This window comes from Acinetobacter sp. ANC_7504 (assembly GCF_056779995.1).
In genome coordinates this window covers 55,069-79,766 of the sequence record NZ_JBWYIZ010000006.1, presented here as the reverse complement: position 1 = coordinate 79,766, position 24,698 = coordinate 55,069, and the positions used below count along the sequence as shown (strand labels likewise).

The window sequence follows — 24,698 nt, the reverse complement described above, 5'->3', positions numbered from 1 at the left end:
TTGTCTTTTTAAGGAAGAAAACATGAAAACAAAAAAAATGATCCCAGTACTTCTGCTAAGTCTGGTAGGATTATCTCAACTTACATATGCTTCCGGCCTGATCGATGTCGAAGCTAAATACGTAAATACCAATTATGCGCAAACTAAGTACCCTATTGTTATGGCCCATGGCTTTGCATTAGGTTTTAGCCGCATTGGTACAGAACATTTCGGTTTAGATCAGTTCTATCAAATTACCCCTGACCTCGCACGAAATGGTGCACGTGTTTTTGTCGCTCAAATGTCTCCTGTCGAATCAACTGTGGTTCGTGGTGAGCAACTGTTACAACAAGTAGAAACAGCTTTAGCTATTACGGGTAAAGACAAGGTCAATTTGATCGGCCATAGTCATGGAGGACCTACTGTACGGTACGTTGAAGCCATTGCTCCTGAGAAAGTTGCTTCTCTAACTGCTGTTGCAGGCAGTATTAAGGGCTCTCCCCTAGGAGATACTTTCGTAAATAGTAAAGTGCTTAATAGTGTAGCAAAATTAGTTATTGGTGATATTTTGGCACCTGCAATTTCAATTATGGAAGGTAATCCAAGTCTTAGCGTTAATTACGAACAATCCATGTATGATCTTTCTGTAAAAGGTTCTTTAGAATTTAATCAAAAGTTCCCTTCTGCTGCGATCCCGAAAGACTGTAATTCTAACGGTTCATCACAAACGGCTAACGGCGTATATCATTATTCTTGGATTGGTTCTTCAAAGGTGACCAATGTTCTCGATATTTTAGATACCGCAATTGTTGTCTTAGGGACAGCGATTATGCCTAATGAACGTAATCACGATGGTCTCGTGCCTATTTGTAGTGCTAAATACGGCAAAGTAATTCGTGATAATTACAACTTAAATCATTTTGATGAAGTCAATCAAATACTTGGGCTTAAAGGCTTCTTTGCTCCTGATCCAGTATCAATCTTTAGACAACATGCCAATCGTTTGAAGATTCAAGGTTTGTAAGTTTTGATCATAAAAAAATGCGCCAAAAGGCGCATTTTTTTGCTTCGAAGCAAGGCTAAAATTAACCTTGTTTACGAGCTGGTAACTTTTCACGAATACGTGCAGCTTTACCAGAAAGTTCACGTAGGTAATAAAGTTTAGCACGACGAACGTCACCACGACGTTTAACTTCGATTTTAGCTACGATTGGTGAATGAGTTTGGAAAACACGCTCAACACCAACACCGCTAGAAATTTTACGCACTGTGAACGCAGAGTTCAAACCACGGTTTTTCTTAGCGATTACAACGCCTTCGAACGCTTGTAGACGTTCGCGGTCGCCTTCTTTTACTTTTACTTGGACAACTACTGTGTCACCTGGTGCAAAAGCTGGGATGTCTTGTTTAAGCTGAGCATTTTCTACAGCTTGTACTAAAGGATGCTTACCGCTCATGGGGTATCTCCAATATGTGTGGGTCAGAAGAGGTCTGATATCCACTGGGGCTAGAGGCTAAGGCGCATAGACCCGATTGACTTTCCCTTCATGCTTGACCGCTTCAATGCATAAAGAGCCTATTTAATACTTCAAGCAATATGCTTGAGGTCATATTTGCTTAAATAAATCTAAAAGATTTATTTTTGCGAATCTTTGAGCCATTTCTTTTGCTGCTTAGTCAACTCAACTTTTTCAACCAATTCAGGTCGACGTTCAAGCGTTCGTTGATAGCGCTGCAAAAAACGCCATTTTTCAATATTTGCATGATGACCTGATTTTAGTACCTCAGGCACATCCAAACCTTCAAAATGATCTGGCTTTGTATATTGCGGACAGTCGAGTAAACCATCCACAAATGAGTCTTGAACGTGTGATTGTTCATCAGACATTGCACCCGGAAGTCTCCGAATAATACTGTCCAATAAAACCATCGCAGGCAGTTCTCCCCCAGATAAAACGTAATCCCCTATGGACCATTCCTGATCAACATATTTTTGGATCAAACGCTCATCAACACCTTCATAACGACCACACAATACAATTAATCCGTCATATTGCACGAAATCTTGTACTGAAGGTTCATTTAAGGTTTTACCTTGTGGCGACATATACACCACAGGTACATGAACAGCACCTGCTTGCGTTGCAAGCTCTTTGGCACGATGAATTGCTTTTGCCAATGGCTCAGCCATCATCACCATACCAGGACCACCACCAAATGGACGCTCATCCACTCGTTTGTAGTTCCCTGTTGCAAAATCACGAGGATTAATACAATGAATTTGCATTAAATCGCGTTTCGCTGCGCGACCGCTAATACCAAAACTTGTAATCGCTTCAAACATTTCAGGAAAAAGCGTAATGACTGCAAAAAACATCGCAGACTCCCGTATTTCCGAAAATATTAGTAATCTACGCCCCAATTGACATAGATACGACCAGTTTCGAGATCAACGCGTTGCACCACATCTTTATGCCATGGAATCATTCGCTCTTCGCCATCGACACTGTCAGCAGTTGCACGAACTACCATCACATCGTTAGCACCTGTTTCAAACAATTCGTGGATTTGACCAAGATTGACTTCTTGCTCTTCATCATCCAGACCTAACACTGTTAGACCCTTTAGATCAGACCAATAATACTCGTCCACGCCTGGTTGAGGCAGTTGCGATTTAGAAATCCAGATATTTGCGCCAACTAAATTGTCTGCTGCAGTACGATCACTCACACCTTTCAGCGAAACAACTAAGCCTTTACCATGTGGCTTCCAACGTTTCACATCTACAATTTGCCAACCTGCTTTGGTCTCGATGTACCAAGGCAGATAGTCAAATATGTTGCTCATAGGTTCTGTGTTGGAATAGACCCAGAGCCACCCATTTAATCCATAAGCTGAACGTAGCTGTCCAATCTGAATACGATCTTCGGGAACATTCTGTGTTGGTGTCATGGGCTAGCTTCTACCGTATTAAACAGCAGCTGCAGCTTTTTTAGCTTGAGCAGCTAATGAAGCAACACGTTCAGAAGGTTGAGCACCTTGAGCAACCCAGTGAGCGAAACGATCAGCATCTAAACGAAGTTTTTCTGCTTTACCTTGAGCTGTAGGGTTGAAGAAACCGATACGTTCGATGAAACGACCGTCACGTGCATTACGGCTATCAGTCACGATGATTTGATAGAACGGACGTTTTTTAGCACCACCGCGTGCAAGACGAATAACAACCATGATAGAACCTTATAGTTTTTACGGATTATCCCTGCACCGACCATCGATACATTTCAAACCCCTTTCATAGAGGGCAGTATTTTACGTGAACTTTGATCCGATTGAAAGCTCAAAAATTATTTATCCACATTTTTGAATTTAAATTTATTTTCCATCCCAGTTTGTACTTGAAGAAGGTGTACAAGAAGCTGCTTTCACCCAACATTTTTCATTGGCTTCATTTATGACAAAGTGACCATCTGTTTGCATCAATTTTCCACTCACAGGCACTGCACTCAACACCCAACTGTTGTTGGTTACATCTGATATACCAACCGTATAGACAGGATCATAATACGGAACTTCAACTCGATTTTGCGCATTGGTATGAAATCCCAATTCAGCCAACGTGACTGCTTTGCCATCCGGTTTAATATAACTGTAATTCGCAACCTGATAGTGCTGAAGTCGAGCTGCAATATCTGCCAATGTGGTTTTTACTTCGACACGTTTAGTTTTACGAACATATTCTTGGTAGGACGGATAGGCAATCATGGCTAAAATTCCAATGATGACCACTGCAATCATAATCTCTACTAAAGTAAATCCTGAATTACCATTGTTTTGCATTTGCACCACATCCTGTATATGCATTGACTTCTTTTAAGTCATTTTCCACCAAATATTCTGTTTTACAACGAATACCCTGACTCGTCGCCAAAAACGCATCATAGCCTGTCTGCGTTGGTACAGCTCGAATCCCCCATGCCCGTCCCAAGCCCTGATCTGAACTTAATAAGGTTTTAGGTGTTTTTTCACTGATATCGGCAATACTAATCACATATTTTGGTTTCTTCGCATCAGGCAGGGAAATACTCGTCATTGAAGTATCTTGATCGTAGATATACTTCGCATCAAAACCTCGATAGGAAAAACTGCGACTTTTATAGCGTTCAAGTTGTTCAATAATTTTGGATACTTCTTGCTGAGCCTGTGCAGCAGCATTACGTTTTAAATAACTTTGGTAAGATGGCACTGCGATTGTCATCAATATGGCAATCATCACCACAACAACCATCAACTCAATCAGCGTAAAACCTTTTTGATTCATGGTAACCACCTACTGACGCTCAAACCAGTTATAAGCTTTCAGCACTTTGGTTGTGATGTAGTTGGTATAACCACCGCCCAGCAAAGTCGTTTTCTTTTTACCATTTTGGACAATAGCTACGCTGTTTAGCTTACTAATCCCATCAGACTTAGTGTCTGAGATTTCTGCCACAATTTTATTTTGAAGATTAGACGTTGATCCAGCATCTCCACAAACACCATACGGCAAGCAAAGCTTTAAGGTACGACTTGCTCCTTTAATGCCCCCAGTACATTGGTTCGGTTGTTGTGACGATGCATCATTTGGATTGTATAAAGACACATATAAATCTGAATGACTTGGACTATTTGCGATCGCAATATAACCATTTAATGCTTTAACTGTACCAGTATTCGCTGTTTCGATTTTAGCCGTTGTTCGTTGCAACACATAGAACCAACCACGCTTATTACGGTTCATCAGATGTGGCACTGTTGTACCTGATAAATTAGACCATGCAGTTAAATGAGCTTCGGTAAGGTTTTGTGTTTTAGCAAAATTCGCTTGAAACAAATTCGGTTGTGCCAAGTCATAATCATGTAACACATAGACTCGATTGTCATAAATATTGCTGGTATTTAATGGAAAGCTGCGATTTCCTGACGCAATACTCACCGCACCAAATCGCTCACCATTCAGATCATGGATGGTCAAAGCAGGCATTTCATAAAAACGTTGGTGATACGCACTAAAATCAGCAAGACGTGTCACTCGTCCAAACGCGGTTGTATTCGTTCCAAGACGATTATTGAGATCGACGCGCCACACTTGCCCACCTAAATCACCAAAATATAGGTGATCGATCAAACCATCCGTATTGCGGTCAAATGCTTTAATTTGACTGACCACACTATATTTCATCTCAGCATGCTTAACATCAACACTGGTTTGATTCGATTGGTTGCCATAGCGTGCATTCCACAATAATTCGCCCGTTTCAGCATCAAAAATATAGACGCCCGCCCCTTGATTAGCTCGTTGACCAGTTAATGCAGATTGAGGCTGATAACCATCCGTTTCATAGGCCATATCATAGCCACCACCCACAATCATGACCGTTTTAACTTTGCCGTCAAAACGAATTTTAGCAATGGTAGGTTTAGACCAACTATATCCCATAGCTTTTAAGGCATCTGATTGATTTGTGCCACTCACTGATGTTGATTTACTCTTTATCGTTCCAGAACTTGGATCAACATGGAAAAGTAATTCAGGTTGGTTCGGATTTTTCATATCCAAGGCATAATAACTACGCCCACCCATGCGCATACCACCATAAATGTTGGCTTTCGCAGCAATAAACTTATTGTTGTTCTGATCAATCTTATATTGAACATCTGAAGTCCATGATCCATCCATGCCATAAATAGGATGCGCAGATGACAATAATGTATTGGACTGTTCAAGTAACGCGTCTCGTCGACTTGGATCTTGAACCATTTCATGAGCTAGGAAACTAAATGCCTCTTCACCAGTTTCTTGATCCACAACATGCAATAATCCTTGCATCGTCCCAAATACCACGTAATCTTTTCGATGAGTCGCATTACGGGTATTCGCTAAAATGGTACCAGACCCCGCGTTATATTTTGCTTCGAGCGTCACCAACAATGGTTCCGAGTGAACAACGCCTCCCATTTGCTGCATCACCTTAAGATCTTTAACTTTATTTAGATCATTCCAAATGTATCCAGCAGGTAAGCTACTTAAGTAGTTTTTATCAAGTCGATAACCCAAAGCCGACAGTAAATAGGGTTGATATACATTTTGTCGCCACCCCGACTTGGTTGAATCAATATAGGTCGCGGCTAGCACATTCTGTGTCGTTAATTTCGTCAGTTGTCCATTCTCAGAACCTACCAATCGTTTTGCTTGATCACCCGTTGTGGCAATCGTTGCATTGGTGAATAAAGGGCGCGTTTTTATTTTGTCTGTAGCAGTAACACCTGCTAGTGGTGAAGGTGTGGCAATCCGAGAGAACACGCCCCCTTGAATTGCACTCAAACCATCATCTATTCCAGTATTGTTCCAAAAATCTTGCGTATTGGTTCGTATTGCACCTGATCGATCAAGTACCTCTTTCCCCGCACGATCAATCATCACAGCTTGAGCGTTAATACTGTATTTCTTTAAGTTCCCTAACCATAATTGATGTGTGGAAGCCAATACCGAATTTGCTGTGCTCACCTGTGGTTGAAACTGCGGTGCGAACACATAAGGATATGCTGAACTTGTTGATAAACGGTCAAATGGCACCACATAAGTACCAAAACTAGCAGCCTCAAAGTTACCGTGAGAGACGGCAACCAAGAAGGTATTCAATGCATTCTGGATATCTTCACCAGAAGTCGCTTGGGTATACCCCCCAATTTCTTGGCGAGTCCCGTAGGTATCCCCTTTACCAATCACATTCCCCAACTGTTTTAATGCTTGAGCATTCATACTATTGGAAATGTCATTTCCAGAACCTGTATAGCTACTATCAAAAGTACAATGATCGTATAGACCGTCATTGTCATAATCACGACAGGTTTCTCGTGGATGCTTTTGGAATAAGGGACCAAAACCTACAGTAGATGTATAAACACGCTTCTGATTCGCATCGCTGGTCATCTGTGTTTGATTTGCCAAACGCTGAACCATCTTACCCACACAAGCCCATGAACTACGGTTTTGCCAGGTGGTTTGATTGGCTGACACAGCATTACCAATATCATCTTCATAAAAACGATATGGCTGCGTCGCCATTTCCTTAAACTCGCCATTGAAGGTCGCGGCACCACTGGCACCTTTGGCATTACCGTAATTGTAATAGACATCTTTTAAGGGCGAGCCTTCACAAGTAAAGCTGTCATCTGCCAACGCATTTTGCATGACAGGGAGTACCGTCTTTGGTCTCAAACCAACTGGCGCCCCATCTGTTAAGAAAAAAACACCTTGCGTACTACATTGGGCATCACTGTTATTCAACTTGTTGAGTGGCGCTCTATAACTACCATCCGCTTTGCGAATGTCCGCTGGCGCAAATGATGCTCCAGATAAACCACGGCTATAATTAGAATATTTAGATGAAGGAAGTAAATCGATGCCTTTTAGGTTAGCCCCAAAGGTACGATTTCCTAGTAAATACGCATAAGTTTCTGAGAGTAATAGTGGTGTGGGCGTACTACCTACGGCTCCAATACTATTAATTTTATTGATTAAATCCGTACGGTGAGCAGGTGTAAGTTGTTTTGCTTCTACTAAGATTTTAGATGAACGAGCATTTTCACCATAGCTTAACCAATCTTCTGTTGTCCCTATTTCACCCGTTGACGTAAACACCGACACCCCAATATAAACATTATCTGGAATACGATAATTTCCTGATAAGTCCTTTGCATTTAAGGCATCTACCAATGAGTTTTTTAAGGCATTTAAACGGCTAACACTTTGACCTTTATAAGTTGCATCTACTGCACTCATACTCATCGAGTTATCAATCGCCAACATGATAATCGGATTATTTTTTGCTACAGGATTTTGATAAATTTGTAGATCACTGGCACTCAATTGCATTGGGATCGCACCCAATGCCATCACGACTGCAATACTTTGCGCAATCATCTTTTTTGTAAAATGATTCTTTATCTTTTTATTCACAACACATCCCCATTAAGATTCAGCGCGCTGATAAGCATCAAAAATGTAACTTTGAATTTGGGTGTTATACGGCACACCAATATCCTTTAAACAGGACGAAATAGTTTGTGCATTACCCACCAATGGTGCTGTATGTGGTCGGCGCAAACAAAGATGGATTTCATCCGTTAAATCTGTCGAAGACAATGCGGGTAAGAGTGATGTTGAATAGACTATTATTTTTTTAGTATCAGAAGGCTGTCCTATACTTTCAGTGTCAGTTCCAACATTTGCGTTTGAAAGTGGGATATCATGATCACTGTCTGAAGGAGGGCTTACGATTACAGACACCTGAGTTAATTGCGCCTTACGAGCACTGGCATAATCCCCATCATTTGATAATGAACAAAACCCAGAAACACCATCGACTGAGACATCACTCATTGCTTCATTCCAACGCAATACACTACTGTTGGAAACATTAAACATCGTACTATTGGATTGGTTTCTAAAACAGAATACGACTTCGTCACCTTCATTCTGAATCGAGTAACCAATTAAGCTCAGGGGGTTACCACTGGAGGCAGCATAGCCGCCATGCCCCAATCGATAAAAAACAGTATCGGAAGATTGCATTAACAATTGTTGCGCTTGGCTGTTGGTGGTGATATTCAAACTCACCATACTTTGTCGAATCGCCCAAGTACCAATAATGGTGAGCAGAACTAACATAATCAGTACCACAATCAGCGTTGCACCACGTTGATGTTGAATCATAAGCCCTCCGCTGAATCCATCACACTCATACCATTTCGAATCGCGATCGTTTGTGTAATGACTTGTCGAATAAATTTAGTCGCGACGGTTTTTTGTGCTTTTTTTAATTTTACTTTTTGATCAAGAACTTCAAATTCTTGATGAGGAGAAATTGCTTGATTTTGACCTACATTCTCAGATGACCTTACTAATAAACCGACCTGTATTGAATTGATGCGTGGCCGTGGATAAACATTGAGCTTTTTATAATCTTCAATACTTATATATCTTTGCTGTGCCGTATTATCGTCATTAGAAATCCCCAACAGATAGTGAAAGTGATCAACACGATGCATCAAAATTTCACCATTCGTTGTTCCAAAGACAGTCTGTTTATTATTAAAATTTTTTAAAATTTGAGTGCTGTTACGCGTGTACCACCCTGCTTCACAGGCCAAGACCAATGCATCGTGTGGTTCTTTTTGAATATTTGCATTTGCATCTTTACGTAGAAAAAAACGTTGAACAATATATCGTCCAGCATCGTAATTATTACCTTCACAATCCACACCTTGTGTATCAGCATAAAACTGCATGACCAATTGGTCGCTCATTCCCGCTTGAGCAGGTTGTGAAGATTCAGCGGAAACCAACTCTATATTACTCGGCATACCAGATTGCGATACAGGCACAACCTCCGTATTTGGAATATTTCGTGAAATATTGACGGGAATATTGCTCGCATTAAATGCCAAATCACCAGATTTAGGCACCACTGGAGACTGAGCTGAAGTGATAACAATGCCACCATGCGTCAAACGATCATTTATGATATTTACTTGACCATAATTTGCTTTACGAATTTCATAAGTAAGAAAGCGCAGACCGAAGTTGCCGTTATCTTGAACCTCCGACATCCCTTTCTGCATCGTGAATCCCATCTGCCCTGTAAAAAACAGATGTACCGCAGCAGCGGTAATCAATAATCCAAGCACCAAAGCGATCATAAGCTCGACTAGCGTCAAACCTTTTTGTGTATACCTACGATGCTGCATCAATAAAGCTCCATAACGATGCATTGCGCTTTTGGTAAATAACTTCCACCATGGGTACATGCATCTTTTGCAGAAGCATCATCGATAGGTTTTGTTTTTCCCCAGGCTACGTAAATGCATCGGCGAGATTGCAAATTATTACTGACTTGGCAATTCGGCATTTTGATACTCATACCAAGACCATTGGCATTTTTTATTATCTGGGCAGCATCATAATGGGCAAAATCGGCTGCTTGAACACACGGATTCGTCGTTCCTTTTTGCACACATGATTTGGCTGTAGTTGTTTGTGTTTCTGCATTTATTCTAGCTTGATACTGAGTATAAGCATTTGAGTTCGCACGTATCTTCTCAGATAAGTCACGCGCTAAATTCATGGCTTGTAATTTAGACATTGCTTCATGTGAAGCATCAATTGCGCGCATTTGTAAAAATGAAAACCCCAATACCCCAATGGCCAAAACCAATAAGGCAACTAGAATTTCGATCATTCCTACCCCCTGTTGCGCAGCACGCATTAGCATGTCCCCTCTGCTTTTAAATATTGTGTTCCCATTCTTGTTATTGCTATCGTTTTAGAAACACCTAACACCTTATTACAAATAGAAAAATTTATGTCAGATGTAAAGTCAGAAATTCCCCCATCCATCCAGAATGTGACTTTTTCTTGTGATGAAGTCAATTTATTTTGCGCTTTGGGTGTCCAATGAAAGATTGTACTGCTATCTGATTGATTCGACTTAAGATCTACAGTCACATCTTTTCTTAACAATGTTGCTTGATTACGCGCCATCATCAGCACGCTTGATAATTCACGCACATCTGAATTTAGGCGATATTGCGCAACAAGATTTTTAAAAGATGGAATAGCCATGGTTGCTGTGATTGATAGCACAATTGTGGTAATCAACAGCTCAATAATGGTAAAGCCCCGTTGTAAGTCTTTCATATTCAAACTTTTGTATTTATTTATTAATGTTACAAAAGTAATATTTTATAATTATAAAACCAACACAGTTATGACAAATGGTATTAAAATGAGGATAAGATCACGCTTTTGCAATCTGTTCACTTATCCTGCTATGTCATTGATAATTCATTATTAAGCTTGAGTAACTTGAATTCTCAATTCTTTAGGCAAGCTAAAGGTTATGTTCTCTTCTCGCCCATTTAATTCCTGTGGTGACGTAGCGCCCCAATCTTGTAGACGCTGAATCACTTGTTTGATCAAAATTTCAGGTGCTGAAGCACCTGCAGTAACACCGATTTTAGTGGTTTCAGCAAACCATTCTTTTTTTAGCTCATCCGCATTATCTACAAGATAAGCATGCTTACCCATTCGCTCTGCCAATTCTCGAAGACGATTAGAGTTCGAGGAGTTTGGAGAACCAACCACTAAAACGACATCACATTGAGTCGCTAAATCACGGACCGCATCTTGACGGTTTTGAGTTGCATAACAGATATCATCTTTACGTGGCCCTTGGATGGCTGGAAATTTAGCACGTAAAGCATCAATGACCTTTGCAGTATCATCAATGGAAAGTGTCGTTTGAGTGACAAATGCTAACTTATTAGGATTATTCACCTGTAAAGCAGCAACATCATCTTCATCTTCAACCAGATAAATTGCACCACCATTTTTCAGATCATATTGACCCATGGTGCCTTCAACTTCTGGATGCCCTTCATGACCAATCAGAATGGCTTCAATCCCTTCACGCGCATATTTTGTGACTTCGATATGCACTTTTGTCACGAGAGGACATGTGGCATCAAATACTTTTAATCCACGGCGCTCAGCTTCTTGTTGTACAGCTTTTGATACACCATGTGCACTAAAAATCACGATATTGTCATCAGGAACTTCATCTAATTCATCTACAAAAATTGCACCACGTTGGCGTAAATCGTCCACAACAAATTTGTTATGTACCACTTCATGACGAACGTAAATCGGAGGATTAAAGCTTTCAAGTGCACGATTAACGATCGCAATAGCGCGGTCTACACCAGCACAGAAACCACGTGGATTAGCTAAAACAATTTCCATAAGACCCTCAAACGATCGCTAAAATTTGGTCAATGAATCAGAATATTTTTTAAAACAAATGCGAATTGCTATTTAGTTTAAAAGCACTCTGCTCTAAAATAGAGAAGATATTTTATCATATCAGGAAAAATATCATGTCGGGTCTCTTGTTTGTCGTTTCAGCTGCTTCTGGAACTGGCAAAACATCATTAGTTAAAGCCCTACTTGAGCGCGTAAGCAATTTACACGTTTCTGTTTCACACACTACTCGAGGTCAACGTCCTGGTGAATTAGATGGTGTGCATTATCACTTTACCAGCAAAGAATCTTTCATTGAGCAAGTGAATCAAGGTGGTTTCATCGAATACGCAGAAGTTTTCGGTAACTACTACGGCACTTCACAAGCGACTGTAAAAGAACAACTTGCAAAAGGTCATGATGTTTTACTTGAAATTGATTGGCAAGGTGCAGAACAGGTTCGCAAACTTTTTCCTGAATCAAAACAAATTTTCATTCTTCCACCTACTCAATTTGATCTTCGCCAACGCCTATCAAACCGCGGTACAGATTCTGTTGAAGTGATTGAACATCGCTTAAGTTGTGCGGTAGAAGATATGCAACAGTACGTAAACTTCGATTACATCATCTTGAATGATGATTTTAATAAAGCTTTACATGATCTTGAGTCTGTTATTAATGCGAACCGTCTTTCATTATCACAACAGGCTCACCGACATAAAGATTTAATTCAAAAATTAATCACACCGAATTCGTGATTAAACTTGAGTCTATAGACAAAGCATTTTATACTGCGCAGTCTGTTAAAAAATTTCATACATACGAGAACTCTTATGGCACGCGTAACCGTTGAAGATTGTTTAGACCATGTAGACAACCGCTTTGAGCTTGTACTAGTGGCAAGCAAACGCGCGCGTCAACTTGCTCGTCAAGGTATCGAGCCAACTGTAGAATGGGACAATGACAAACCAACAGTGGTTGCTTTACGTGAAATCGCTGAAGGTCATGTCACTAAAGATATCTTGAAACAACGTGAGCAAGATTATCAAACGTCTAGCTTAGATTTAGCACTTTCTGCAAATAACTTAAACTTAGATGGTTTTTCTTTCCAATAAGCTTTAAGACCTGCATTTAAAAGAGCCTAGTCCAGTGACTAGGCTTTTTTATTGAATTTTTTTAGAGAATGATTCGACAAAATTGAAAAAATTTGTTAAAAAAATTAGAGCTATTCTCTATTTAAAAATAGAGCATTATAGCAATATGAATTTTTAGTAAAGTCTTTTACTTTTTACTCTCTTCCACGGATTCAAAGGTGTAGTATGCCAGGCCCATTGGTCAGCCAAGCTAAGCAACAGCTAAAAGTCATCATCGACGCGTATTTATCTGAAAAGGACGTCGACAGAGTGCTTGTGGCCTGCGATTATGCTGACATGGCACATGATGGTATTACACGCAAAAGCGGTGAACCCTATATTCTGCATCCGATAGCCGTAAGTTGTATTCTGGCGCATATGCGCCTAGACCCAGAAACGTTGATGGCAGCACTACTGCACGATGTCATTGAAGATACCGACTTTAGCAAAGAAGACATTACTGAAAAATTTGGCAAAACAGTGGCTGAGCTGGTCGATGGTGTTACGAAATTAAGCCACTCTAGTGACAAAGAATATAATAAAGCAGCCTCATTCCGAAAAATCCTACAAGCCACATTGCAAGATCCTCGTGTGATCATCATTAAACTTTCAGACCGTTACCACAATATGACGACTTTGGAAGCTTTAAGACCGGATAAACGTGCCCGTATTGCGCAAGAAACTTTTGATATATTCGTGCCAATGGCGCGTTTGGTCGGCATGAATGAAATGGCTGACAACCTTGAACACCTCTGCTATCAAAATCTTGATTTAGATATGTTCAATGATGTTCAAGATGCTTTGGCGCAAACCAAACCTCAACGCTGTAAATACCAAGCCATTTGGGAAAAGCATTTGAGTGACCTCTTGGAAAACTCCAATATTCCTGGGCGGATTAAAAAGAAAAACAATAACATTGAATTGCTACGCCACTTTGTTAAAAACGAAATTAACCTTCAAGAACTCACACATAGTCATGCGTTTGAAATCGTTCTCCAGACCATTGCCGATTGCGATCGTTTAGTTGAGTTGTTAAAAGATAACTTCCAAGTTTTAAATTACCAAGATCATATCCGCCGCCCTCTTCCAGGTGGCAATCAATCCTTAATGCTGCGTTTGAAAGGCGAGAAAACAACGCTTTCGCTCACCATACAAACTGAACTTATGCGTAAGGCTGCGCGATTTGGGGTGGTATTAGGTGAAAATGCTCCTCAAACATGCCGATCTGCCATTCAAGCATCTATGCAGAATTTGCATACCTTAGTCGGTGGCGACTGTGCAAAGACCACGTTTAATGATCTATTAGATTATCTACATCAAGAAAAAATATGGGTCTATACTCCTCAAGGTCACTTACATGAGTTACCACAAGGAGCGACAGCAGTAGATTTCGCTTATTCTGCAAGCTTGTTCTTAGGTAACCATGCAGTCGGCTGTAAAATTGATGGTGAAATCAAACCGCTTTCTACACCACTCTCAAGTGGTCAAGTCATTGAGGTGATTACAGATGTTCTCGCTTCACCCAACCCGGATTGGCTGAGCTTTATCAACACTCAAAAAGCCAGACGCTCTATTCAAAATATTTTGCGAGACCAAGATATTGATGAACAGCGCCTTGTCGGTCAACAAGCTTTAAATCGTGCATTAAAGTTATTTAATACGTCTATTCATGATCTAACCGATCAAAATTGGACTGAACTATTACAATGGCGCCATATTCCAACCAAGAATCAACTTTTTGAACAAATTGCTGTAGGTGATTTGCTCCCACAACTTGTGGCGAACCATCTCTTTGCTCAAGATCATCATCAAGATCAAGCATCAAGTCGCCTGATCTTAGGTACTGAGGGTGTAGATGTAAAATATGCCCATTGTTGTAATGCAGTGCTAGGCGATCCTATTCAGGGACATTTATCTCGCCGCGGTCTTATTGTTCACCGTGCTCGCTGTAAGAACCTTCTACACGAACAACAGTTACACCCTGAAAATATTATGCCGTTGCACTGGAAAGATGAAGGTGAATCAGAAATCAACTTCAATGCTTACTTGTGTATCGATCTATTATTAAGTGATGAGCAAATTTCAGAACTGATTTATATCTGCCGTAAATCAAAAATAGGAATCGAGTCCGTTCGAAAATACGATTCAAAAACCTATCTGAGTATTGTTGTTCATAGTCGTCAGCAAATTGCGCAAATCATTCGTGAACTCCGCATGCAATTTGGTTTTCCGCGTATTTCACGCATGTCAGCTCCTCTTGCGGTTGAAGAAGTCTCACAAGCCTGCTAAAGAATACAGATTAGAGCTTTCACCTATAGTGTTCATCCTTTATGATGAAGCTAGATTTGAATAATGGAGAAATAGATGTCCCGCCAAGTCATTCATACTGAAAATGCACCTGCTGCAATTGGTACTTACTCTCAAGCCATTCTTGTCGGCGATACACTTTATCTTTCAGGACAAATTGGATTAGATCCATATAGCATGGAATTGGTTGAGGGCATTGAAGCTCAAATTCGTCGTGTATTTGATAATCTAAAAGCAGTTTGTGAAGCTGCTGGTGGTTCTTTAGCTGATATTGCTAAACTGAATATTTTCCTCACTGATTTATCTCACTTTCAACTGGTAAACCAAATTATGGGGGAATATTTCGCTCAGCCTTACCCTGCACGAGCGGCATTAGGCGTTGCAAGTTTACCTAAAGGCGCACTGGTTGAAATGGATGGTGTTGTAATTATTTCTAAATAATTTCAATATCTTAGAAAATACCACCTATAAGGTGGTATTTTTTTATCTGGAAAAACGATGAATTAAACAGCATTTTTAAATGAATTTAATTGACAAACGATAATAATTATCAATAATATCAACTATCGCATTTATCCTTGTGGTTGAGCAGAAATGTACGTTTGTTTATGTCGTGGAATTACAGATCAAGATATTAAAGATGCTATGGCAAATGGCGCTGAATCTTATCGTGAAATTCGTGACTTGCTCGATCTAGGCACTTGTTGCGGACGCTGTGTTCCTGAAGCACGCAGTATTATTAATGAAGAACTTGCTGAAATAGCTGCCAGAATTTCAATCGCCGCTTAATTCAGAATGTGTTAAAAATAATAACAACTCATTCTATAACTATAATTCAGATTTCCAATTTCTCCCCCCGCTTTGACTCAGCGGGGTTATTTTTTGCAAAAGTGTATTTGATTGCGATTTTCATTTGCTGTTCAATAAATTACTCGTCAGCCTTTAGCAAGTTGGGTTAAGATAATCTCTATCGATAGCCTTCTATGATAGGCTGAATTTTGAGTTTGGAGCTAAGATCATGAAAGGCAACCGTGACGTTATTCATCAGTTAAATCAGGTGCTTTACCACCATCTTACAGCCATCAACCAATATTTTTTACACTCACGCATGTTTAATGATTGGGGCATCGAACAACTCGGTTCAGCGGAATATAAAGAATCTATCCGCCAAATGAAGCATGCAGATAAAATCATTGAGCGCATTTTATTTTTAGAAGGTCTTCCAAATCTTCAACATCTGGGTAAGCTCTATATTGGTCAACACACAATCGAAGTGCTGCAATGCGATGTTCGGAAAGTAAAAGAAAATATTGAAACGATTCAAACTGCTGTGAAATTAGCAGAAGAACAACTCGATTATGTTACACGTGATTTAGTACAAGAGATTTTAGAAAAAGAAGAAGAGTATTTAGATTGGGCGACCACTCAACTCGATCTTGTCGATCAAGTAGGTGTAGAGAATTATATTCAAAGCCAAATTTAATGATTGAAATAAAAAAAATCCCCTTTCGGGGATTTTTTTTATTTCAATAAATCATCATACTCAATATGCTGCTTATGCAATGTTTCTAAAATCCATAATTGATGCTTCGCTTTTTGCTCCTTACCATTAAAAGCCAACACTTGTGCATACTTATGTAAATCATATTTTGATGCCAAGTTTGCAACCATTCGCTCTAGATCAGCAAGTTGTTGTTCTGTCATTTCAGTTTTAGGATCTAATCCGATCCACCACACGCGCTCTTTAAATTGAGTAATCAACCAAATTTTCTTTTGCATGGTGTGTTGTTGATCTACTGTTAAAGCTTCAGTCTTTGATGCGAGTACACTTTGCTCTTTATATAAAAAATAATCTCGTGTCGTAACTAAAGCCCCAACAATCGTGATAAGACCAATCACTGCGAACACTCGACCATTCACTTTTAATGAAGGCAAATTTGTATATTCCGCCTGAATGATGCCCAGTAAAAAACCTGCTGGAAGTAGAAAATAAGCATAATGCAAAGGAAACTCTAACATGCCATGAATGAGGATTGCACATACCATTAATGTTGCAATGATCGATATATTATCCTTCACCCCTTTATTGAGCCACAGTAGCCAAGCTGTAAAGTACAGAAGAATAAGCCCACCTAAAATCAAACCATTCCAGACCAACAGATCTAGAATCATGTTGTGTGCACTTTTATACCAAAGTGAAACTTGGAAGGTATCGGTAATATAGTATTGCGCTAAGCCTGTTTGATTCCATCCATATCCCCACCATGGTTGATGCAGAATTGCAGCTATCATTTGTTGCCACATATCTAGACGAATATCACCTGCACCTTTTGCCACTATTGCTGAGCCTTGAACAGCAGTTTGAGTATCTGTAACAGCAAAAAGCCATTGATTAAGAGATGCTAAATTGGATGAAAGTAATATAAATAAGCCAACCCATAATGCGAGATGGATATGAGAAAATCGATTCTGTTTTTTGACTTGTTTGATTAACCAATAGATCACAATAAAAGCGCAAACGATAATACTTGTTCGAGATTGTGCTAACACCACACCAAACAGTGTGATTAAAGACATTGGCACAAGAAAAAAACTAGAAATTATTTTCTTTTCAAATAGATAAATACTACTTAATAAACTTAGAATGAGTAATGTCGCTAAATTATTCGGCTGAGCTAAATTCGCATACGGGCGATTGCCGTTAAATGAATAAATAATACCTGAAAAGAAGGTATGCATATCCAACCACTGTAGCACAGCAAATATAGCTGAGATAACTCCGACTGAAACAAATGTTAAACAGGTAATTTTAAATACTTGTTCTCTCTTTTTCTGCTCGAGGCAAAGTTGATATCCAGCAATCACCATCAACATAAAGAACAGAATATACGCAAAACTAAATAAAGCATTGCTGAAATAGATGTTCTGTCCAAAAATAAATTGAATGAGTGGAATACTTAAAAATGGCAATAAATAAAGCTGTGGTTTTGCGATTTTTACTTTAGATTTTGCTAAACATAGTAATAAAAAAGAGGCTGCAATAAACGTCAGTACTTCTGAACCGAAGGTTGGCCAAGGAGAACGATGGTATGGTAATAACCAAGATAGAATTAGAAAAAGAAGAATAAAAAATATATAAAAATTCTTGCACATTACAAGATCTATAAAAATAAAAATAAATTCTATTATACTTATTTAATGAAAAGAAAGAGCAAGCTTAAAGCTTGCTCTTTTAAAAACTATTATTATGCACCTGCAGATGGATTAGTACCTGCTACACATGACTTAGGCGCTAAATTTTCAGCAACATCTGTTTCACATTTCCAAGCGCCGACAGACTCATCTGCATTATCATCAGGATTAGTTGCACCTGTTACAGCATCTGCATCAGATGTACGAGTCCAAGCGATGAATTTTCCATTAATACGCGAAGAACCTTGTAAGTTACAAACAATTGTTGATTCACCATTTGTAGCTACAGATACATCTATCTTAGAGCACGCTGCTGTTTCTTCAGGAAGGCCTACACCTGAAGCTGTAGTAATTGCAGCAGTAATACCCTCTGAAAGTTTTAACTCAGTGTTCGTCTTACCACCAGTGATATCAGCTAAACCAACTGAAACCTGTGATTTAGCAACGTAATTTTGATACGCAGGAATCGCAATCGCAGCAAGAATACCGATAATTGCAACAACGATCATTAACTCGATTAAAGTAAAACCTTTTTGAGCGTTCATAACATCTCTCCTAATTTTTTAAGTTCAAAGTTAACAACCTATCCCCAAAATAGATTTTGTTGTTGCTAACTAACTGATGCTATTTTCTGATAACGCTTCAAAGTTGCCAATAAATAATTTTCAAATTTATTTTTAATGTTAATTTATGTAAAAAAGTGACATTTTTTGTCACTTTTCTTAAATCAATTTAAAATAATTGGCTGATTACTGAGCTCATTTTCCAAATCTTGCACTTTATCATCATAAAAACGATTCAAAATTTCACCGACTTCCATCACACCAACAATAACACCCTGTTTATAATTTTTATTTTTTAGCTCATTAATCATGTGATCACAGATTGCTTGCCAATCCTGTTGCGTTGTGGCCTTTTGAATTCCACGATCAATCACAATTTCAACTTTCTGTTCACATAGATTTAAATATATCAGTACACCACTATTAAACTCTGTATCCCATACACCTAATTCAGCAAAAAGTTGTTCTGCTCGCTGACGAGTATTCATTGAATAAGCCAAGGCACATGGAATATATCCCTCTATGACCACTTGGATCTCTCCAACATGACCTTGCTCCGCTTGTTTCACTGCCTCTGCAATCGCATTTTGATCCATTTTGGAAAAATAACGTTTAGACGCAGGCAAATAACAAAAATGCTTAATCCAACGCTTGAAGCTCGGTTGAGATGCTTGTTGCAACTTTGGTTCAGTGATAATTTCTGTCGTTTCAGTTTTTGTTACCATGAGCCTGACGCACCTCCCCCACCAAAGCCACCACCACCGCCATTAAATCCACCACCGCCAAATCCGCCTCGACCGCCACTGCCGCCGCGTCCTCCGCCAGATAAAAATGCTTGGAAAATCAACTGTGCGATTGATGTAAATAATAAAAAGAAAATTCCAATACCCACAATTAAGCTGATTAAAATCCCTGAACCATAAATCATACTCGCAGCAAAAGCAGTAACACCCGCGACCGAAGCACTTAAACGATTACCAATAATAAAAGAACCAATCACACCAGCGATTAAAATAAATAATACCGTGTTAAATGTCTTTTCCTTTGCATATTGCGCTTTTAAGGCTTGTTCTTGTCTAAGTTTCAGTTCTTCAGCAGCTTGCTGGGCAATTTCCGGATCAAGGTTAACGATTCGTTCAATTTCTCTGACCCCTGCAATTAAACCCTGTCCAAATTGATTGACTTTAAAATAAGGGGTGATTTGTTCGCGAATAATTCGACTCGCAACGATATCTGGAATCACACCTTCCAATCCATAACCTGTTGCGATATGTAATCTTCGATCATTAATCGCCACTGCGATTAATAAACCATTATCTTGTTGAGCAGAACCTAACCCCCAAGTCTGTGCAGTCCGCATTGCAAAATCAAAGATACCTTCCTGACCAGTTGTCGGAACAATGACGATCCCAATTTGAGCCTTACCCTCATTATATAGACCGCGAATTATTGTATCGAGTTCTGACTTTTCTTGAGGAGAAAGTATATTCGCCTGATCTATCACAGGTTCATTTAATGTAGGGAGTTGACGTTGTGTGTCTCCTTCCTGCATATCATTTGAAACAGTAACAGGAGGTACTGGAGTTGGTTTATTTTGCTGAACACTTGATGATGGATTTGTTGAATTGGGTTGAATCACTTTTCCCAGCACAATCGCATCAGACTCATGATCTACTGCTGTTGCAGTTTCTGCATGAACCATTTGCAATGTACAGGTCATCGCAAAGACAAATAGCCATGAAAGCAATTTCATACTATTGTGTCTAAGATGCTGAGTTCTCATGCTCATATTCATCAACTTATAATCATTGATTTAATCAAAAGAAACATTAGGTGCCTTTTGTGCACTCGCTTCAGCACTAAAGTTTTCTTTTGCATCCATGCCAATGACTTTCGCAGTTACGACTTGTGGGAATTGACGAACATAGGTGTTGTAATCTTGGACGGTAGAAATATAGCGATTACGCGCAACTGCTATACGGTTTTCTGTACCCTCTAATTGTACCTGCAAATCACGGAATTGCTCATTCGCTTTAAGATCTGGATAGTTTTCAGTCACTGCCAGCAAACGTGATAATGCACTTGTCATTTGTGATTGCGCTTCTTGGTATCGTTTAAACAATTCTGGATTTTCAAGGACTTCTTTATCAACTTTGAGCCCTGCAACATTTGCACGTGCCTCTGTGACTTCAGTTAAAACTTGTTCTTCATGTTTTGCATATCCTTTAACTACATTCACCAAATTCGGAACAAGGTCTGCTCGACGCTGGTATTGGTTTTGTACCTCAGACCATGATGCAGTCACCGCTTCATCTTTCGCTTGAAGTGTATTGTACCCACAACCTGTGAAAAGCAAGGTACTTGATAATGCGAGCACAACAGCTAATTTTTTTAAAATTTGCATGAGATCAACCTCATTATTTATTTGTATTTGTTTAATTAAAAATATTGTATACGCAAATTCAAAATTGAATGTAGCATTTATTTTATGGCTTTAATTTATATAAAAACATTAAGATAAAAAAAGCCACCCTAAGGTGGCTTTTTGTTTGAAATTACTCTTCGTCTTTTTTATCGTCAGCTGGAGGTAAGTCCTTCACAGCTTCAGCAATTAGACCAAACATGTAGTTTCCGTATGCATTAGTTTTATCATAATGGAAACGTAAACGAGGTGTGATACGTGTCTTAATACGACGACTCAGCTCATGACGCAGAAAACCTGATGCTTTATTTAAAACATCTAGAGTATCTTTATTTGCTGCTTCACTTTGCTCATCACCTAGTTCACGCCCCATGACAGTGACATAAACTTCAGCATAGCCTAAATCTGGGCTCACTTTCACCGCTGAGATGGTCACAAGACCACCTAAGCGTGGATCTTTCAGCTCCTGACGGATGAGTTCAGATAATTCTCGCTGAACCGTGTCCGCCATACGCTTAAGACGTTGACTACCCGCCATTAAAGACTCCGTTTAATTAATTGAACATCATAGACTTCGATTTTATCGAGTACTTTGATGTCTTTATAGCCTTTGACTGCAAGACCACATTCCATACCAGCACGAACTTCTTCAACCACTTCTTTATAACGGCGAAGTGATTCAAGTTCACCTTGGAACACAACCACGTCATCACGTAAGACACGAATTGGTTTATTGCGGTGTAATAAGCCCTCAAGAACCATACAACCTGCTGCAGCACCAAACTTACTCGAGTGGAATACTTCACGTACTTCAGCCACACCAAGAATTGTTTCACGATGTTCTGGTGCAAGCTTACCACTCATTGCATCTTTCACATCATCAATCAATTGGTAAATGATTGAGTAGTAACGGATGTCGATACCATCTGCGTCAGCTTTTTGGCGCGCTGTATTATCTGCACGAACGTTAAAGCCTAATAAGAATGCTTCTGAAGATTCTGCAAGTGTGACATCAGACTCAGTAATCGCACCAACACCTGAACCAATTACACGCACTTTCACTTCATCAGTTGAAAGTTCAGCCAATGCAACATGAAGCGCTTCCAATGTACCGCGAACATCTGTCTTCAGAACAACATTCACAATCGGCACATCTTTTTTGCCCATAGAAGCCATTAAGTTTTCAAGACGCATTGCAGATTGACGCTCTAAACGTTTTTGACGTTCACGATCCATACGCGCATCAGCCACTTCACGTGCTTTCTTCTCATCATTTACAACAAGAACTTCGTCACCTGCCATTGGCGCTTCTGGAAGACCTAAGATTTCAACTGGAATCGATGGACCTGCAGACTTAATACGTTGACCATTTTCATCAGTCATCGCACGTACACGACCGTAAGATGCACCAGCTAGAACAAGGTCACCTACTTTTAATGTACCATTTTGAACAAGAATCGAAGTAACCGCACCACGGCCTTTATCAACACGTGCTTCGATTACAACACCTTGTGCCGCACCTTCTTCAGAAGCTTTAAGCTCTAGAAGTTCAGATTGAATCAAGATCAAGTCAAGAAGTTCATCAATACCTGCACCGGTGTGCGCAGAAACCATCGCGACAGGGACATCACCACCCCATTGCTCAGGCACGATTTCTTTAGTTGTCAATTCATTCAATACGCGATCTGGATCAGCAGATTCTTTATCCATCTTGTTGATTGCAACAATGATTGGCGTACCTGCTGCACGAGCATGGTCAATCGCTTCCGCTGTTTGTGGCATAACACCATCATCAGCTGCAACCACCAATACAACGATATCAGTTGCTTTCGCACCACGTGAACGCATCGCAGTAAATGCTGCGTGTCCCGGAGTATCTAAGAAAGTGATAATACCTTTATCCGTTGTAACGTGATAAGCACCGATATGCTGTGTAATACCGCCCGCTTCACCTTGCGCTACTTTCGCACGACGAATACGATCAAGAAGCGATGTCTTACCATGGTCAACGTGACCCATGATAGTAACCACTGGTGGACGCGTTGTTTGTGCACCACGTGCTTCTTCAGCCGCTTCAAGCAAGTTATCTTCCGCTTGAGTATCTGATACTAGAACTGGGTTATGACCCATTTCTTCAACCACTAGAACTGCTGTATCTTGGTCGATTGATTGGTTTTGAGTGACAAGCTCACCCATTTTCATGAGTGTTTTAATTACTTCACGAACCTTAATCGCCATTTTGGCAGCAAGGTCAGCAACAACAATAGTTGCACCGATTTCAACATCATAAACTTGCTTTTTAACTGGCTTCTCGAAACCATGTTTATTAGCTTGGCTTGATTTCAAACCACGTTTATGAGAGTTGTCACGGAAAGATTGCTCTTCTTGACCACGACGACCACCTTTCTTAGGAGAACGTGCACCTGGTGTGTTATTACCACGCTTAATGTCACGGTCTTCTTTCGCGAATGAATCTTCGTATGCTTGACCAACAAGACCAGCAGCCAATGGAGAATCATCGACCACACGAATCGTTGCAGTTGCATCTTCATTAGAGTACTTAGAAGCCATCTGACGCATTTGTTCAAGCGTACGTTGTTGTGCTTCTTCAGCTGCTTTACGACGTGCTGCTTCTTCGACTGCTTTTAATTTAGCAGCTTCAGCTTCACGTGCTTTTTTCTGTTCTGCAGTTTCAGTTGGCTTAGTTGCTTGTTTAACAATCGGTTTATTTGTTGACTTGCGCTTAACCACAACCGCAGCTTTAGCAACTTCTTGCTTCTCACTCGATTGTTTCGCTGCAGCACGCATTGCATCTAAGTTCGCTTTCGCTTTACTTACTGCAGGTTGCGCTTTCTCTTCAGCTTGAGCTGGTTTAACTTCAACTTTTTGCTGTGCCTTTGCTTCAGTTTCAGCTTTTGCTTTTGCCAATGCTTCAGCTTTAATTTGTTCAGGATCTGGCTTAGTGAACGTATGCTTCTTACGAACTTCTACGTTAATAGTTTTAGCTTTACCTGATGTACTTGCTACTTTTGCAGTACTCGTAGTTTTACGTTTCAACGTGATTTTTCCTGCGCTGCCGCTGTCTTGCCCATGCGCTTTTTTCAAATGAGCGACTAAACGGTCTTGCTGTTCTACTGAGATTGTGTCTTCTGCCTTAGATTGAGGCAACCCAGCATCTCGCACCTGATCTAATAGTTTTTCAACTGGAAGACCTACGCTGACTGCTAACTCTTTAATTGACTTATCCGTCATGTATGACCTCC

General features: G+C 39.9%; 26 protein-coding genes. 7 read left to right on the top strand and 19 right to left on the bottom strand.

The genetic code is table 11. The features are described 5' to 3' along the window. Positions 1-22 precede the first annotated feature (22 nt). Complete coding sequence (locus tag AC1M9F_RS08290; protein WP_481597521.1) at positions 23-1,003, top strand: lipase family alpha/beta hydrolase; 981 nt, start codon at positions 23-25, stop codon at positions 1,001-1,003. Positions 1,004-1,064: 61 nt separating this feature from the next. Here AC1M9F_RS08290 and rplS read toward each other — a convergent pair whose 3' ends face one another. The 12 genes from rplS to ispH all read right to left on the bottom strand — a co-directional run bounded on the left by rplS (position 1,065) and on the right by ispH (position 11,821). Continuing rightward, positions 1,065-1,436, bottom strand: a complete 372-nt coding sequence (gene rplS / locus AC1M9F_RS08285) for a 50S ribosomal protein L19 (RefSeq protein ID WP_004787066.1) — start codon at positions 1,434-1,436, stop codon at positions 1,065-1,067. A gap of 179 nt (positions 1,437-1,615) precedes the next feature. Continuing rightward, entirely contained in the window at positions 1,616-2,356 is a 741-nt protein-coding gene (gene trmD / locus AC1M9F_RS08280) for a tRNA (guanosine(37)-N1)-methyltransferase TrmD (RefSeq protein WP_092766672.1), read from the bottom strand. 26 nt (positions 2,357-2,382) lie between these two features. Next, on the bottom strand, positions 2,383-2,931 hold the full coding sequence (gene rimM / locus AC1M9F_RS08275; RefSeq protein WP_035264305.1) for a ribosome maturation factor RimM: 549 nt from the start codon (positions 2,929-2,931) through the stop codon (positions 2,383-2,385). Between the two features lie 18 nt (positions 2,932-2,949). Continuing rightward, positions 2,950-3,207, bottom strand: coding sequence for a 30S ribosomal protein S16 (rpsP, locus tag AC1M9F_RS08270; protein ID WP_035264308.1), 258 nt, complete (start codon positions 3,205-3,207; stop codon positions 2,950-2,952). 144 nt (positions 3,208-3,351) lie between these two features. Next, complete coding sequence (locus tag AC1M9F_RS08265; RefSeq protein WP_481597520.1) at positions 3,352-3,816, bottom strand: type IV pilin protein; 465 nt, start codon at positions 3,814-3,816, stop codon at positions 3,352-3,354. Beyond that, a complete protein-coding gene (locus AC1M9F_RS08260) occupies positions 3,800-4,297 on the bottom strand; it encodes a type IV pilin protein (protein ID WP_481597519.1) in 498 nt (165 codons plus the stop codon). The genes AC1M9F_RS08265 and AC1M9F_RS08260 overlap by 17 nt, the downstream gene beginning before the upstream one ends. Positions 4,298-4,306: 9 nt before the next feature. Beyond that, entirely contained in the window at positions 4,307-7,978 is a 3,672-nt protein-coding gene (locus AC1M9F_RS08255; RefSeq protein WP_481597518.1) for a PilC/PilY family type IV pilus protein, read from the bottom strand. A 12-nt stretch (positions 7,979-7,990) separates the two neighbouring features. Next, positions 7,991-8,734, bottom strand: a complete 744-nt coding sequence (locus AC1M9F_RS08250; protein ID WP_481597517.1) for a pilus assembly protein PilX — start codon at positions 8,732-8,734, stop codon at positions 7,991-7,993. Next, the gene (locus AC1M9F_RS08245; protein ID WP_481597516.1) at positions 8,731-9,768 is read right to left on the bottom strand and encodes a PilW family protein; all 1,038 of its coding nucleotides are present in this window, start codon (positions 9,766-9,768) and stop codon (positions 8,731-8,733) included. Before AC1M9F_RS08245 ends, AC1M9F_RS08250 begins: the two co-directional genes overlap by 4 nt. Continuing rightward, positions 9,768-10,286, bottom strand: a complete 519-nt coding sequence (pilV, locus tag AC1M9F_RS08240) for a type IV pilus modification protein PilV (RefSeq protein ID WP_228143086.1) — start codon at positions 10,284-10,286, stop codon at positions 9,768-9,770. Before pilV ends, AC1M9F_RS08245 begins: the two co-directional genes overlap by 1 nt. Beyond that, the gene (locus tag AC1M9F_RS08235; RefSeq protein ID WP_481587375.1) at positions 10,286-10,717 is read right to left on the bottom strand and encodes a pilus assembly FimT family protein; all 432 of its coding nucleotides are present in this window, start codon (positions 10,715-10,717) and stop codon (positions 10,286-10,288) included. The genes pilV and AC1M9F_RS08235 overlap by 1 nt, the downstream gene beginning before the upstream one ends. A 153-nt stretch (positions 10,718-10,870) precedes the next feature. Further along, on the bottom strand, positions 10,871-11,821 hold the full coding sequence (ispH, locus tag AC1M9F_RS08230; RefSeq protein ID WP_092766665.1) for a 4-hydroxy-3-methylbut-2-enyl diphosphate reductase: 951 nt from the start codon (positions 11,819-11,821) through the stop codon (positions 10,871-10,873). Between the two features lie 134 nt (positions 11,822-11,955). On the opposite strand from ispH, the gene gmk reads away from it, so the two are divergent. The 6 genes from gmk (at position 11,956) to bfr (ending at position 16,741) form a co-directional block, all read left to right on the top strand. After that, positions 11,956-12,576, top strand: coding sequence for a guanylate kinase (gene gmk, locus AC1M9F_RS08225; protein WP_035264330.1), 621 nt, complete (start codon positions 11,956-11,958; stop codon positions 12,574-12,576). Between the two features lie 75 nt (positions 12,577-12,651). Next, positions 12,652-12,933 carry a DNA-directed RNA polymerase subunit omega gene (gene rpoZ / locus AC1M9F_RS08220; protein ID WP_035264331.1) on the top strand — a complete coding sequence of 94 codons (282 nt, stop codon included), beginning with the start codon at positions 12,652-12,654 and terminating at the stop codon, positions 12,931-12,933. Between the two features lie 204 nt (positions 12,934-13,137). After that, positions 13,138-15,240 carry a RelA/SpoT family protein gene (locus tag AC1M9F_RS08215; protein ID WP_481597515.1) on the top strand — a complete coding sequence of 701 codons (2,103 nt, stop codon included), beginning with the start codon at positions 13,138-13,140 and terminating at the stop codon, positions 15,238-15,240. A 75-nt stretch (positions 15,241-15,315) separates the two neighbouring features. Then, positions 15,316-15,699: a RidA family protein gene (locus AC1M9F_RS08210; RefSeq protein ID WP_035264336.1), complete on the top strand. Its 384-nt coding sequence runs from the start codon at positions 15,316-15,318 to the stop codon at positions 15,697-15,699. Positions 15,700-15,852: 153 nt separating this feature from the next. After that, a complete protein-coding gene (locus AC1M9F_RS08205) occupies positions 15,853-16,047 on the top strand; it encodes a bacterioferritin-associated ferredoxin (RefSeq protein ID WP_035264349.1) in 195 nt (64 codons plus the stop codon). Positions 16,048-16,276: 229 nt separating this feature from the next. Beyond that, positions 16,277-16,741, top strand: coding sequence for a heteropolymeric bacterioferritin subunit Bfr (bfr, locus tag AC1M9F_RS08200; protein WP_035264352.1), 465 nt, complete (start codon positions 16,277-16,279; stop codon positions 16,739-16,741). A 38-nt stretch (positions 16,742-16,779) separates the two neighbouring features. Here bfr and AC1M9F_RS08195 read toward each other — a convergent pair whose 3' ends face one another. The 7 genes from AC1M9F_RS08195 to infB form a co-directional block, all read right to left on the bottom strand. Further along, positions 16,780-18,411, bottom strand: coding sequence for a PglL family O-oligosaccharyltransferase (locus AC1M9F_RS08195; RefSeq protein ID WP_481597514.1), 1,632 nt, complete (start codon positions 18,409-18,411; stop codon positions 16,780-16,782). Positions 18,412-18,503: 92 nt separating this feature from the next. Beyond that, positions 18,504-18,995 carry a pilin gene (locus AC1M9F_RS08190; protein ID WP_481597513.1) on the bottom strand — a complete coding sequence of 164 codons (492 nt, stop codon included), beginning with the start codon at positions 18,993-18,995 and terminating at the stop codon, positions 18,504-18,506. A 182-nt stretch (positions 18,996-19,177) separates the two neighbouring features. Then, positions 19,178-19,738: a TPM domain-containing protein gene (locus AC1M9F_RS08185; RefSeq protein ID WP_481587382.1), complete on the bottom strand. Its 561-nt coding sequence runs from the start codon at positions 19,736-19,738 to the stop codon at positions 19,178-19,180. Further along, entirely contained in the window at positions 19,732-20,796 is a 1,065-nt protein-coding gene (locus AC1M9F_RS08180) for a TPM domain-containing protein (RefSeq protein ID WP_481597512.1), read from the bottom strand. The genes AC1M9F_RS08185 and AC1M9F_RS08180 overlap by 7 nt, the downstream gene beginning before the upstream one ends. A gap of 30 nt (positions 20,797-20,826) precedes the next feature. Beyond that, positions 20,827-21,417, bottom strand: coding sequence for a LemA family protein (locus AC1M9F_RS08175; RefSeq protein ID WP_481597511.1), 591 nt, complete (start codon positions 21,415-21,417; stop codon positions 20,827-20,829). Positions 21,418-21,568: 151 nt separating this feature from the next. Then, positions 21,569-21,973, bottom strand: coding sequence for a ribosome-binding factor A (locus AC1M9F_RS08170; protein ID WP_035266025.1), 405 nt, complete (start codon positions 21,971-21,973; stop codon positions 21,569-21,571). Next, positions 21,973-24,687: a translation initiation factor IF-2 gene (gene infB / locus AC1M9F_RS08165; RefSeq protein ID WP_035266024.1), complete on the bottom strand. Its 2,715-nt coding sequence runs from the start codon at positions 24,685-24,687 to the stop codon at positions 21,973-21,975. Before infB ends, AC1M9F_RS08170 begins: the two co-directional genes overlap by 1 nt. Positions 24,688-24,698 lie beyond the last annotated feature (11 nt).